Genomic DNA, 12,875 nt, shown 5'->3' on the forward strand with positions numbered 1-12,875 from the left:
TGCCTATGTCCGTCCCACGAAATTGTGGGGAACGGACGGCAAGCGCATGGAAGATAATGTCAGTCTCAAGCAGCTGATCGACGAGCTCACCAGCGTCAGCGACGAGCATGTCGGAAGCGCCGCCCCGGTCGTCCGCGAAAAGCTCGACCCGATCGGCAAGGTCCTCGACATCGCCGGATCGGGCAGCCTGGTCCGCTTCGACCCCGCCCGCCTGCTGACGCTCTCCGAGCATAGCGATCCTTCGGTCGCCATGTCGGGCCAGGTCGGCAGCCAGGTGAAGATGGCGGTCGGCAAAAGCTGGCTGATCGCCAACGTCCGCACCATGCGGATGGGCGACGATGGCGCGGTCGACGCCGCGATCGACTTCCTCGGCGAAGGCACCCGCGAACAGGCCGGCGGCATGAGCGGATTCCGCCGCGGCGTCACCCGCTACCCGATTCCCGGCGCCGAAGTGCACCCGGTCACGACCGAGGACCTTCGCCAGGTGTTCGCCGCCTCCGACAGCGCGCACGTCGAGATCGGCACCGTCTATCCGACCGACGACATCCGCGGCGCGCTCTACATCGACCCGATGCTGAGCAAGCATTTCGCGATCCTCGGCAGCACCGGTACCGGCAAGTCGACCAGCGTCGCCCTCATCCTGCACCGCATCTCGCAGTACAGCCCCGAGGGTCACATCGTGATGATCGACCCGCACGGCGAATATAGCGCCGCCTTCAAGGGCTGCGGCGAACTGTTCAACGTCGACAATCTCCAGCTTCCCTACTGGCTCCTCAACTTCGAGGAACATTGCGAGGTGCTGCTGACTACCGACGGGTCCGAACGCCAGCGCGATGCCGACATCCTCGCCAAGTGCCTGCTCGCGGCCCGGACCAAGAACAAGTTCTCCGAACAATTCGGCAAGGTGACGGTGGATTCGCCGATCCCCTACCTGCTGACCGACCTGAACTCGATCATCGTCAACGAAATGGGCAAGCTCGACCGCGCCGGCGACACCACGCCCTACCAGCGGCTCAAGACCAAGCTCGACGAGCTCAAGGCCGATCCGCGCTACACCTTCATGTTCTCGGGCATGAACATCACAGACAGCATGGGCAGCTTCATCTCGCGCCTGTTCCGACTGCCCGCCAACGGCAAGCCGATCAGCATCGTCGACGTGTCGGGCGTGCCCTCGGACATCACCAGCGTCGTCGTCTCGGTGCTCGCCCGGATGGTGTTCGACTATGCCATCTGGTCGCGCACCGAGGCACAGCGCCCGATCCTCCTCGTCTGCGAGGAGGCCCACCGCTACGTTCCCAAGGACGAGAACAACGGCGTCCAGGCGGTCCGCAAGATCCTCGAACGGATCGCCAAGGAAGGCCGTAAATATGGCGTGTCGCTGGGCCTCATCACCCAGCGCCCGTCCGACTTGGCCGAAGGCGTTCTTTCGCAGTGCGGCACGATCATCTCGATGCGCCTCAACAACGACCGCGACCAGGCCTGCGTCCGCGCCGCCATGCCCGAAGGCGCGCGCGGCTTCCTCGATGCCATCCCCGCGCTCCGCAATCGCGAATGCATCGTCTGCGGTGAAGGCGTCGCGATTCCGATCCGCGTCAGGTTCGACGATCTCGAACCCGAAAAGCGCCCGGCCTCGAGCGACCCGAGCTTCGCCTCGCTGTGGCGCGAAACCGGCGGGGAACCCGAAATCATCGCCCGCACCGTCAAGCGCTGGCGCGGCCACGGGCGTTAAGGCCCCGATCGCTCCGCGTGGGCGCTGCTGACGGGGTGATGTGACGATGGATCCGGCGCGGCGCCGCCTGCTGGTCGGGGGCGGCCTGTTTGGCGCCCTGTGCGTCGGCGGACTGGCACCGACCGCCTGTGCGCTGAGGAACCTGCAACGCGGTCGCGGCGTCACCGCGACTGCCCCGCCCCGCCGCCCGCCGGGACAGGCAAGGCCCCTCCTCGACGAGGATATCGCGCCGGTGCTGGCACGGCTCGATCGCTGGTATGCGGCGCATTTGCCGGCGGGACAGCCCTACCATTTCAATCCCCCGGCCAGTGACACCCGGATCGATGCCGTGGAGCGGCTGGTTGGCTTCAGCCTGCCACACAGCTACCGCCAGCTCTATCGCTGGCACGACGGCGAGGATGACGACCGCTGGGGACACTTCTACGGCTTGCCGCTGCTGCCGCTCAAACGGGTCGCGTCCGAATGGCGTGGCTGGAACGAGGTCATCAAAGGCTTCGGCGGCGACCGCTACAAGATCCCCGGGGCATCGTTCCCCGCCGGGGCGGTCGATCCAGCCTATGCCAACCCGCGCTGGATTGCCCTGACCGGTGACGGATCGGGCAATTCGATCGGGCTCGACTTCGACCCCTGGCCGGGCGGGCGGGTCGGGCAGGTGATCCTGTACGGCCGCGATGAAGACGTGAAACTGGTCATCGCCGATTCGCTCGGCCGCTTCCTGCAGTGGATCGCCGGCCTCCTCGAGAGCGGCAACGTTCGCCTCGACGCGGCGCCCGGCGAACAGCTGTTGCGCCGGTTCCGGCTCAAGAACCCGCCGGTCGATCACTTTCACGACGGCCTGCGCACCCTGCTCGGCGCGCCAGGGCCCTTCGTCCGCTGACACAAGGAGAGGGGGCGACCACAGCCGCCCCCCGCCTTGTTCCTGGGAATGCGATTTTTGTCCTCTAGCGGCCGCCGATCACCATGCTGATCGTGATCGCCGGACCGACCGGAAGTCCGGCCATCTGCCGCTTGGCCCGAGCAATCGCCTGCGCCACCTGGCCGTCGGTGCTGCGCACCGCAAAATCGGTGCAATGCTCGGTGAAATAGCTGCCGTTCAGATCGAAGCACAGGTCGCCCGCGGTGCGATAGATCCTGCTCTGGAGCATCCGCTGTCCGCGCGGCACGGCGAGGTTCAGGTCATGATAGGTGACCTTGCGTTGCAGCACTGGATCGATCCGGTCACCCTTCACCACCACGTCCTGCATCGGAGGCGCGGCCGCAGCGCCCGCGGCAATGCCCGCCAGGCTCACTCCCATCGCCAGCGCCGCGGAAAGGCATGCGTATCTGCGCGTATCCATGTCGAGCCTCCATAGGTCCGGAACCCCTTGCCCCGGATGGCGCTCTGGTGGCCCGCTAGTGCGGCAGTTTCATCCGATTCTCGGTGACGATTGCCGAGCCGTCGCCGTTCGGCACCGGTTTCGCCGAATGGCTCCCGCCCATCGGCGACTCGCCCGCGACGATCCGCAGCACGTCCTGGGTGTGACTCTTGGCGACGCCGACCAGCGTTCCATCGAGCAGCCGCGCAGTCCAGCGGCGCTGGTCGTGGATCAGCTTGTCGATGAAATCGATCCTCACCAGCCACGACCGGTGCAGTTGCACGAACCCCGCCCCGGCCAGCTCCTCGGCAAGGTGGCCCATCGTGTCGTGGAGCAGGCAGTTCCAGTCCCCGACATGAACCCGCATATAGTCCCCGTCGGCGACGACCTTGTCGATCTGTCGATATTCGACTCGCCGCCGCCCGTCCTTGCACGGCAGCCACAGCGCACCCGACCGCGCGGGCATGTCCCGGTCGACCGTCCGAGTCACGAAACTGGTCTCGATGCGGGTGACGAATTCGGACAACGGCTGGCGGAGCTGTTCCATGCCGCGGGTGTAATCGCCCATGTCTTCGCAATGGCCCTGGATGATCAGGTCGAAGGTGCCGCAGACCTCCATCACCCGCTCCACCTGCGGACATTGGAGAAGGCATGCCTTGAACTTCTGCAACCCGTCAGCGGAGGCGCGATGATCAAAGGCCAGGCATGCAATGACGACCAGCTGTGTCATTGGCACTGCTTTCCTGCGAGCAGGCCACGAGTTTTACGCCGAAGTTAACCGTCCGGCAACAGGCCGTAACCCGCTGACAGGAAGCCGGAACTCAGGATTTGTGCCGGAAATCCGCCTGTACCAGCCTGCCCGAAGCGGCCACGGTCACCGGCTGCATCAACAGCACGGCCTGTTCACGGAAACCGCCCTGGGCAACGCCCTGGTTCGACGCATCGCTGATGCTGAAGTCGTTGTTCCCCTTGCCGCCGCGGGCGTGAAGAAGCACGAAATACTCGCCCGGCGCGACATTGTTGAAGCGATAGCCGCTCCTCCATCCGCAGCGCGCATCCGTGCTGCGCTGGAAGTTAGCGGTTTCCTTGGCGTTGCGCAGCTCCGCGGCAGTAAGGGTCCGGGTCGAGGCGGCGGCCGAACCGAAGGTGCCGATCATCGCCTGCTCGCTCTGCGCGGTGCGCGGAATGAGGGCGACCCCGACGCAGCGCGCCGTCCCGCCACCCAGCAGGACCTTGGCCTCCCCCGTTACCGTGGCGGCGCTGGCCGGGGTGCCGACGGCACAAAGTGCGACAAGCGGAAGAAGGGGGATAATGCGCATGACGACAACTCTCCTGAACCCGAGCCTATCGCACCTATGGTGCACCGCGTCCCGCCCACTGTCCCAAGCAACAGACCCGAACCAGGCCAGGAAGACTAGCGCGACGGGGAGAAACTATCGATTAAACCTTAACCTGCGCTGTCAAATCCGGTTCCGCCACCTCACGCCGTCTGGAGGGCGCCGCGCAGGATCTGGTTCTCGAGCGTCTGGCCGGCCCCGAGGGCGACGCAGCTCATCGGATCCTTGGCGATGTGGACCGGAAGACCCGTGGCTTCCTGGAGCAAGGTCGACACGCCCTCCAGCAGCGAACCGCCGCCGGTCATGGTGATGCCGTGGTCGATGACGTCCGCGGCGATCTCGGGCTGGGTATGCTCGAGCGCCATGCGCACCACATCGACGATCTGGTTGATCGGTTCGGCCAGCGCTTCGGCGACATGCCCCTGGTGGAGTTCGATCTCGGACGGCACACCGCGGCTGACATCGAGGCCGCGCACGATGGTCGTCCGCCCGACGCCGTCACCGGGGCGCAGCGAGGTGCCGATCTCCAGCTTGATGCGCTCGGCCGTGCCTTCGCCGATCAGCAAATTGAACTTGCGCCTGACGTGGGACGCGATCGCATCGTCCATCCGGTCGCCGCCGACCCGTGCCGAGCGGCAATAAGCGAGCCCCTGAAGCGAGATCACCCCGACTTCCGTGGTGCCGCCACCGATATCGACCACCATCGAGCCGATCGGGTCGGTCACCGGCAAGCCCGCGCCGATCGCCGCCGCCATCGGCTCCTCGATCAGCGACACGGAGCTCGCCCCGGCATTGGTGACCGCGTCCCGGATGGCGCGCCGCTCGACGCTGGTGGCGCCCGACGGGATGCAGATCACGACTTCCGGTCCCCGCGCAAAGCGGCTCGGGCCGCCCGCGGCGCGGCGGATGAAATGCTTGATCATCTCCTCGGCCGTCTCGAGGTCGGCGATCACGCCATTGCGCAAGGGGCGCACCGTGCGCACTCCTTGCGGGGTCTTGCCCAGCATCAGCTTGGCATCGCTTCCGACCGCCCTGACTTTCTGGATTCCGTCCACGACCTCCAGCGCGACCACCGATGGTTCGCTGGTGACGATTCCGACGCCGCGGACATAGACGACAGTGTTGGCCGTGCCGAGGTCGATCGCGATGTCGCGCGATGACAGGCTGAAAAGGTTACGCATGGACTGGTCCCCACCCCGGAGAAGAATATCGAGAAGGAACCGATGACGGGTCAACGCCCGCACGGCTAGGCGTTAACGGCCATTAAGCGTGACGCGCCCCGCGCCTGCGCCCGGTCGAGTTTTTCACAGCCCGCGCAAGGCCTTGGCCCGGGCCCTGACCGCCGCCATCAGCCCTTCGTTCAGCACCGGCCGGCTGACCAGCGTCACGCCAAGCGGATTCACCGGCGTTCCGTCCTTCAGCACTTCGTAATGGAGGTGCGGCCCGGTCGACAGGCCGCTTGATCCGACATAGCCGATCAGTTCGCCGCGACGGACGATCCCGCCTTCGCCGGCGACGATCCGGCTCATATGGCTGTAGCTCGTGACCAGCCCGCCCTCGTGCGCGATCCGGACCTGCCGGCCATAGCCGCCGGCCCAGCCGGCGCGGACCACCTGACCATCGGCGGCAGCGACGATGGGCGAACCCCAGCTCGCGCCATAATCGATTCCATTGTGCATCCGGATGAAGCGCAGGATCGGATGCATGCGCGCCCCGAAGGTCGAGGTGATCGGACCGGCCACGGGGGCGAGCAGGCCGCTCCGCACCGGTTCGGGGCTGGTCCCTTCGTCGATCCACTGCAGCCGGCCGTTGATCGGTACCCGCACCAGCGACAGGTCATGCCCGCCCGATCGGTCGAGCCCGGCGTAAAGCAGTCCGCCGGTCGCGATCCGCCCGTCCGCCGATTTCGCCTGCGCCACCACCAGTTCGAAGCGGTCGCCCGGCATGATCTCGCTGCCGACGTCCACGCTCGCCCCGATCGCGCCGAGGTAATCGGCGGCCTGTTCGGGCGACGCCCCGGCCGAGCGCAGCGCCCAGTAAAGCCCGCCGCCGACGCTGCCGCGGATGCGCAAGGGCGTACGGTCGATCCCGAGCTGGCGGCGCTCGACCCGCAGGCCGCCCTCGGCGCCGCTGATCAGCAATTCGACATCCAGGCTGGCGCGATAAGTCAGTTGCTCGATCGCGCGTTGCCCGGACGTATCGGGGCTGCCGAGCCGCAGCGACAGGCTCGTCCCCACTGGCGGCAAGGCCTTTTCGCCCTGCGCGAGCGCGGCCGCCTGATAGGCATCGGCCGCGCGCGCGCCGTTGCGCAGAAGCAATTTCGCAAGGTCGTCGCCGGGTGAGACGATCAGGCTCAGCGCCCGCGACTGGCGTGCCGGTGCGGCGGCGATCGGCCGCGCCCGCGGGCTCTCGCTCATCGTCAGGCCGGTCACCGACCCACCCGACAAGGCGCCGACCGTCAGCGCCTGTTCCTGCAAGGTCTGGTCGGCCCCTTGCGCCACCGGCGTTCCCGCCGGCAGCGGCACCAGCGGCGGGGCAAGCTGCGAGACGCCCGCGACCAGCGCGGCCAGCGTCGCGACCCCGCGCCACCAGCGCTTGCTGAGCGGCGCCTCGGCAAGGTCCACCACCAGGCTGAAGCGCGGCGGCGGCGGAAGCAGGATCGTTGCCCGCCCGAAAGCGGGGGCCTTCGCGCCCGGCCTGCCGAAATCGGGCAGGGCGGCGGCGGCAACCAGCGGGCGGGGCGAGTGAAACATCCCCGCCCTTCTCGGCGAACAAGGTTAACGGCGCGCTAAGGGGGAGGGGTTGCGCCCGAAAGCGCCTGTGGCACCATTCGCCGATGCGCCTGCCTCTCGCCTGTATCGCTTTGCTTGTCCTTGTGGCGGCCGCTCCCGCGCCGCGCTGGGACTGGTCCACCGCCGATCTCGACTGGCTCGGCGGAAACGACCGCGAATATAAGGAAAGCCGCGCCATCTGCGCCCGGGTCATTCACGCCGAACCACCAACCGCCGATCGCCCGACGCCAGCGCAGGCGAAGGCCTTGAAGGGCTGCGACAGCGAGGCACTCTATTATGGCATCGGTGTCAAAGCGGACCCGGTGAAAGCCCGCCTGTGCGCCTTCACCGAAAAGGACGAGGAGGTTGGGGTGTTCGGCGGGCGCGCGATGCTCATGACCATCTACGCCAACGGCCGGGGCGCCGCGCGCGACCTCAAGGTGGCCACACACCTCGCCTGCGGCCTCGAGGAAGCGGCACCGATGGAACATGCCCTTCGCATCCCGCGCCTGCAAAAGCTCAAGCCCGGCAAGCCTTTCTCCATCTGTGACGCTGCCACCAGCGGCTACCTCGGCGGTGCCTGCACGGAGCACGATTCCCGGTTCGCGATCGTCAAGCGCGACCGGGCGATCGCCGCGCTGGCAAGGCAGGAAGGCTATGCCGGCAGTCCGCTCTTCGCGGCCGGGCGGCGCGCGATGGAAAGCTATGCCTCGGCCCATGCCGGCCAGGACCAGGACCTCTCGGGCACGCTGCGGGTCGCCTTTGCGGTCGGCGCAGAAGAGACTGTCCGGGACCAGTTCCTCGCCACGCTCCAGGCGCTCGCGTCAGGCAAGCTCCCACCCGCCTCGGCCGCGACCTATGCCAGGAGCGACGCCGAGCTCAACGCCACCTACCGCGCCACGCTTGCCGACGATGCCAAGGACGACCGTCTGACCAGCGGCACCATCACCGAAGAAGGGCGGCGGATCGCGGCAAGGAGCTGGATCGCCTACCGCGACGCCATGCTCGCCTTTGCCGCGCGCCACTATCCGAAGCTGTCCCGAACTGCGCTTGCGACCTATTTGACGAGGCAGCGCCTCGACGATCTCGGTCCGATTGACACCTGAGGCTTGCGCCGCGCGTTGAGCCTGCCAACATGACCAGCATGGCCGCGCGTAATGACGGCATTATCAGGGCCGTCCTCGGGCCCACCAACACCGGCAAGACCCACTTGGCGATCGAGCGGATGTGCGCCCATTCCTCGGGCGTCATCGGCTTCCCGCTGCGCCTCCTGGCGCGCGAGGTCTATGACCGCGTGGTCAAATTGAAGGGCGAGGCGCAGGTCGCGCTGCTGACCGGTGAGGAGCGGATCGCCCCGCCCACCGCGCGCTACTGGCTGTGCACGGTCGAAAGCATGCCGGTGCCCAGCCCCTCGGCCGTGCCCGGCCAGAACGACGGCCCGAAGGACTTCGCCTTCTGCGCAATCGACGAGGCCCAGCTCGGCACCGATCCCGAACGCGGCCACGTCTTCACCGACCGGATGCTTCGCGCCCGCGGCCGCGAGGAAACGCTGATCCTCGGCTCGGCCAGCCTGAAGCCATTGGTCCGCCAGCTGATCCCCGACGCCGAAATCGTCAGCCGGCCGCGCTTCTCGACGCTGCGCTACGGCGGATCGGCCAAGCTTTCGCGCCTCCCCCCGCGCTCGGCCATCGTCGCCTTCTCGGCCGAGCAGGTCTATGCGCTCGCCGAGATGCTCCGCCGCTTCAAGGGCGGCGCGGCGGTGGTGATGGGTGCGCTCTCGCCTGCCACCCGCAACGCGCAGGTCGACATGTTCATGCGCGGCGAGGTCGATTATCTCGTCGCCACCGACGCGGTCGGCATGGGCCTCAACATGGATGTCGCCCACGTCGCCTTCGCCGGCCTCGACAAGTTCGACGGCCGCCGCGAACGCCGCCTCACCATTCCGGAAATGGCGCAGATCGCGGGCCGCGCGGGCCGCCACCAGCGCGACGGGACCTTCGGCACCCTCGGCCTTGGCGGCGAGAACGGCCCCGCCTTCACCGACGAAGAAATCAACGCAATCGAGGAACATCGCTTCCGTCCGCTCGACCACCTCTACTGGCGCTCCGCCGACCTCGACTTCACCGACGTCACCGCGCTCATCCGCAGCCTCGAAGCGCGCAGCGACGACCCCCTGCTCCGCCCCTCGCCCCCCGGCATCGACCTCGCGGTCCTGAAGGCGCTGGCCGAAGACCCCGCCATCGCCGACCGCCGCGGCAAGGCGGCGCGGCGGCTGTGGGCGGCATGCGGCCTGCCCGACTTCCGCAAGGTCGGGCCGATGCACCATGCGCGGATGGTCCGCCGCATCTTCAACTATATCGCCGACGGTGGGCACATCGCGCACGACTGGTTCGCCGCCGAAGTCAGCCGCCTCGACAATGTCGCGGGCGATATCGAAGCGCTCGCCGACCGCCTCGCCGGCGTGCGCAGCTGGGCCTACATCGCCCACCGCGCCGACTGGCTGGCCGAGCCCGCGCGCTGGGCCGAGCGCACCCGCCATGTCGAAGCGCGGCTGTCCGACGCTCTGCACGCCGCCCTCACCCAGCGCTTCGTCGACCGTCGCACCGCCGTCCTCGTCCGCGACATCGGCGCGCGCGGGGCCGACGCGCTGCCCGTCACCGTCGCCGCCGACGGCGAGGTCAGCGTCGGGCCCGAGCCGATCGGCCACCTCACCGGCTTCGATTTCAAGGTCGATCCGACCGCCCGCCTCGCCGACAAGCGCCTGCTCCTCGCCGCCGCCGAACGCCGCCTCGGCGACGAACTCGACCGCCGCGCGCGCGATCTGACCAAGGGCGAGGACAGCCGCTTCACCCTCTTCGCCCCGGCCGGCGGCGACATCGGTATCGCCGCCGACGGCCACCTCCTCGCCCGCCTCGCGCCCGGCCGCAGCCTGACCGAGCCGGCGCTGCGCACCGTTCGCGCCCTCGACCGCCTGTCCGCCCCGGCCCGGACCGAGCTTCGCGCCCACATGGAAAGCTGGCTCGAACGGCAGGTCCAGCGGCACGTCGGCGACCTTGCCCGCCTCACCGCCGCCTCGACTGACCGCCACTATGGCCCGCCGGTCCGCGCCTTGACCGCCATGCTGGCCGACGCGGGCGGCCTCCTCCCGCGCAAGGCGCTGGCCGAACCGATCGGCCAGCTCGACCGCCCGATGCGCGCCGCCTTGCACAAGCTCAAGGTCCGCCTCGGCGCGCTCGACGTGTTCGTCCCCTCGCTCCTCAAGCCCGAATCGCAGCGCTGGCGGGCGGCGTTGATCGCGGTGCGTAGTGGGCAGCCGATGCCCGCGCTCCCCCGCCCCGGTGCCTCGATCCTCACCGCCGAGGCCGACCGGCTGGGCGCCTGCCTCGCCTATCGCCGCTTCGGCGACCTGTGGCTCAGGGTCGACCTCGCCGACCGTCTTGCCGCCTTCGCCCACCAGGCCCGCGCCGCGCACAAGACGGGGGGTGAGATCCCGCTCGACCCGATCGACCGCGACCTCGTCACCTCGCTCGGCCTCAGTCCCGAGGCGCTCGCCCGGCTGATGGCCGAGGTCGGCTTTCGCGAGCAATCGGGGGCCTGGGCCTGGCGCGGCACCCACCAGCGCAACCGCAGCCGCCCGCAGCCGGCCCGCCCCGGCAACGCCTTCGCCGCGCTGGCCGGCCTCAAGCGCTAGATGCGGCTCGACCGCTTCCTGTTCTTCATCCGCCTGCTGAAATCCCGGACCCAGGCGCAGGCGCTGCTGGAACAGGGCCGCACCCGCATCGACGGCCGCCGGGTCGAAAAGGTCTCCGAAACCGTCCGTACGGGAAGCACCATCACCCTGCCCTTGCGCGGAGAGGTTCGCGTCATCCGCGTCCTTGCCATGCCGACCAGACGCGGACCCTCGCCCGAAGCCCGTGCCTGCTACGAGGAACTGGGCGTTGACGATGGCGGCGCCGCGTCATAGCGCTAGGGTCAACCAGGGAGCCAAGAGAGACCGCCATGACCTACGTCGTCACCGACGCCTGCATCCGCTGCAAATATATGGACTGCGTCGAGGTCTGTCCGGTCGACTGCTTCTACGAGGGCGAGAACATGCTCGTCATCAACCCCAACGAATGCATCGACTGCGGCGTGTGCGAACCCGAATGCCCGGCCGAGGCGATCCTCCCCGACACCGAGGGCGGCAACGAGAAGTGGCTGGAACTGAACTCCACCTTCTCCGCGCAATGGCCGAACATCACCCGCAAGAAGGACAGCCCGGCCGACGCCGACGCGTTCAAGGGCAAGGACGGCAAGTTCGAGGAATTTTTCTCCGCCGAACCCGGCGAAGGCGACTGACGCACGATCGTCCCGGCCGGCGAAGGCCGGGACGCCCGTTCGCTAGCGCTTGCGCTTCACCGTGAAGGCGTAGCTCACGCCGATGCCTGCCGACAGCTGGTTGCGATTCCCATAGCGGCGCACCAGCGGCGACTTGCCGGCATCCCCGACCAGCCGCTCGCCGCGGGCATAGCCGAACAGCCCCCAGCGCGGCCCGAACTGGGTCTGGATTCCGCTGGCCAGCGCGACCGAATGAATCCCGCCCTTGGGACGATAGACCGGTAAGCCGGTCGCCAGCGCCGCTGCCGGACTGACCCCGAAATAAGCTTGGCTGTAGCGATCGTCGGAAAACAGCAGCCGCGGGCCGAGCGTGATCGCATAGCGGTCCCCGTCACGCCAGAAATGGTCGAGGCCGACCTGGCCGACCAGCCCCTCGTGGCCGTTGACGCCCTTCACCAGTTCGCCGCGCAGGCGCAGGTTGTCGGAAAAGAGATAGTCGGCGTAGCCCCCGACCTCGATCGTCGCATCGACCTTGCCGACCCGCGCGCCGACGTCCTTGTCCTTGCGCGCGCCCTGGTAGCTGGCCGCCGCACCCGCGGTGAACCGCCCGGCCGAAATCAGGCGCACCCCGAAGCGGTCGTCCGGGGTCTCGACCCGGAATTCCTCCACCCCGCGGGCAAGGTCGAAATCGAACAAGGGCCTGAGGTCGCGGTCCTTTGCGCCGGGATAGGCCGGCTTGAACTGCGCGCCCAGCCCGACGCGGACGCGCCGGTCGGTGCTCTCCTCCTGCGCGGAGGCCGGGGCGGCGATGGCGAAAAGGGCGATGGCGGCGGGGAGAAGGATCTTCATGTCACGGGCGCAACGACCCGGCCCTGCCTTGGTTGCACGGACGCGTCGCGATCCGCATCGACAGGCGCCCATAACGGAAGAAGCGCCCGTCCTGGCACAGGACGAGCGCTTCCCCGGAGCGGACGGCGCGAATGCGTAAGCGCCGTCCGAAAAGCCTGTCTGGTTTACATCCCGTTCGCGAGGTTGGTGTCGCGATCGTTGGTGTTCATGTCGTTGGCCATCATGTTGGCTTCGGTCATGCCGTTGGTGGCCATGTTGCCGTCCATGCCGCCCATGTTGTCGGCTGCCATCATGTTGGCATCGGTGCCCATCATGTTGGCGTCCATGGTGGCCATGTTGTCGGCCGCCATCATGTTGGCATCGGCATTCACGGCCTCGTCGCGATTGCTGCCGCAAGCCGCGAGGGAAAGGGCCGCACCAGCGACCAGGATCAGAGCACGCACGTCGATTTTCTCCCTAGGTTATCGGGCGGGAAACGCAGGACATTGCGCATGGGTCCGCCGATCGAGCATCGTCT

The 12,875-nt window shown here is 68.2% G+C and carries 13 protein-coding genes; 6 read left to right on the top strand and 7 right to left on the bottom strand.

Going from position 1 to position 12,875, the window contains the following annotated elements; all coding sequences use genetic code 11:
* Positions 1-46: 46 nt before the first annotated feature.
* Both ABD729_RS02415 and ABD729_RS02420 read left to right on the top strand, forming a co-directional pair.
* Positions 47-1,729, top strand: coding sequence for an ATP-binding protein (locus ABD729_RS02415; protein ID WP_344708561.1), 1,683 nt, complete (start codon positions 47-49; stop codon positions 1,727-1,729).
* A 46-nt stretch (positions 1,730-1,775) separates the two neighbouring features.
* Positions 1,776-2,606 (top strand): SMI1/KNR4 family protein, encoded by an 831-nt coding sequence (locus ABD729_RS02420; RefSeq protein WP_344708562.1) that lies wholly within the window; start codon positions 1,776-1,778, stop codon positions 2,604-2,606.
* A gap of 64 nt (positions 2,607-2,670) precedes the next feature.
* On the opposite strand, the gene ABD729_RS02425 is transcribed toward ABD729_RS02420, so the two are convergent.
* The 5 genes from ABD729_RS02425 to ABD729_RS02445 form a co-directional block, all read right to left on the bottom strand.
* Entirely contained in the window at positions 2,671-3,066 is a 396-nt protein-coding gene (locus ABD729_RS02425; protein WP_344708563.1) for a UrcA family protein, read from the bottom strand.
* Between the two features lie 55 nt (positions 3,067-3,121).
* A complete protein-coding gene (locus ABD729_RS02430; RefSeq protein ID WP_344708564.1) occupies positions 3,122-3,814 on the bottom strand; it encodes a LytTR family transcriptional regulator DNA-binding domain-containing protein in 693 nt (230 codons plus the stop codon).
* 91 nt (positions 3,815-3,905) lie between these two features.
* Complete coding sequence (locus ABD729_RS02435) at positions 3,906-4,403, bottom strand: hypothetical protein (protein ID WP_344708565.1); 498 nt, start codon at positions 4,401-4,403, stop codon at positions 3,906-3,908.
* Between the two features lie 161 nt (positions 4,404-4,564).
* A complete protein-coding gene (locus ABD729_RS02440; RefSeq protein ID WP_344708566.1) occupies positions 4,565-5,602 on the bottom strand; it encodes a rod shape-determining protein in 1,038 nt (345 codons plus the stop codon).
* Positions 5,603-5,725: 123 nt separating this feature from the next.
* On the bottom strand, positions 5,726-7,174 hold the full coding sequence (locus ABD729_RS02445; protein ID WP_344708567.1) for a M23 family metallopeptidase: 1,449 nt from the start codon (positions 7,172-7,174) through the stop codon (positions 5,726-5,728).
* Positions 7,175-7,296: 122 nt separating this feature from the next.
* Here ABD729_RS02445 and ABD729_RS02450 point away from each other — a divergent pair, with 122 nt between their 5' ends.
* From ABD729_RS02450 to fdxA, 4 genes are read left to right on the top strand one after another with little or no spacing between them, the layout of a single operon-like run.
* The gene (locus ABD729_RS02450; protein WP_344708568.1) at positions 7,297-8,298 is read left to right on the top strand and encodes a lysozyme inhibitor LprI family protein; all 1,002 of its coding nucleotides are present in this window, start codon (positions 7,297-7,299) and stop codon (positions 8,296-8,298) included.
* A gap of 38 nt (positions 8,299-8,336) precedes the next feature.
* Positions 8,337-10,883 (top strand): helicase-related protein, encoded by a 2,547-nt coding sequence (locus ABD729_RS02455; protein ID WP_344708569.1) that lies wholly within the window; start codon positions 8,337-8,339, stop codon positions 10,881-10,883.
* Positions 10,884-11,156 (top strand): RNA-binding S4 domain-containing protein, encoded by a 273-nt coding sequence (locus ABD729_RS02460; RefSeq protein WP_344708570.1) that lies wholly within the window; start codon positions 10,884-10,886, stop codon positions 11,154-11,156. It begins immediately after the preceding gene.
* Positions 11,157-11,191: 35 nt separating this feature from the next.
* Positions 11,192-11,530 (top strand): ferredoxin FdxA, encoded by a 339-nt coding sequence (fdxA, locus tag ABD729_RS02465; RefSeq protein ID WP_344708571.1) that lies wholly within the window; start codon positions 11,192-11,194, stop codon positions 11,528-11,530.
* 42 nt (positions 11,531-11,572) lie between these two features.
* On the opposite strand, the gene ABD729_RS02470 is transcribed toward fdxA, so the two are convergent.
* Positions 11,573-12,358 carry a MipA/OmpV family protein gene (locus tag ABD729_RS02470; RefSeq protein ID WP_344708572.1) on the bottom strand — a complete coding sequence of 262 codons (786 nt, stop codon included), beginning with the start codon at positions 12,356-12,358 and terminating at the stop codon, positions 11,573-11,575.
* Between the two features lie 164 nt (positions 12,359-12,522).
* Complete coding sequence (locus ABD729_RS02475; RefSeq protein ID WP_344708573.1) at positions 12,523-12,801, bottom strand: hypothetical protein; 279 nt, start codon at positions 12,799-12,801, stop codon at positions 12,523-12,525.
* Between the last annotated feature and the right edge of the window lie 74 nt (positions 12,802-12,875).

The organism is Sphingomonas humi (genome assembly GCF_039536725.1).
In the GTDB taxonomy this organism is placed as follows: domain Bacteria; phylum Pseudomonadota; class Alphaproteobacteria; order Sphingomonadales; family Sphingomonadaceae; genus Sphingomicrobium; species Sphingomicrobium humi.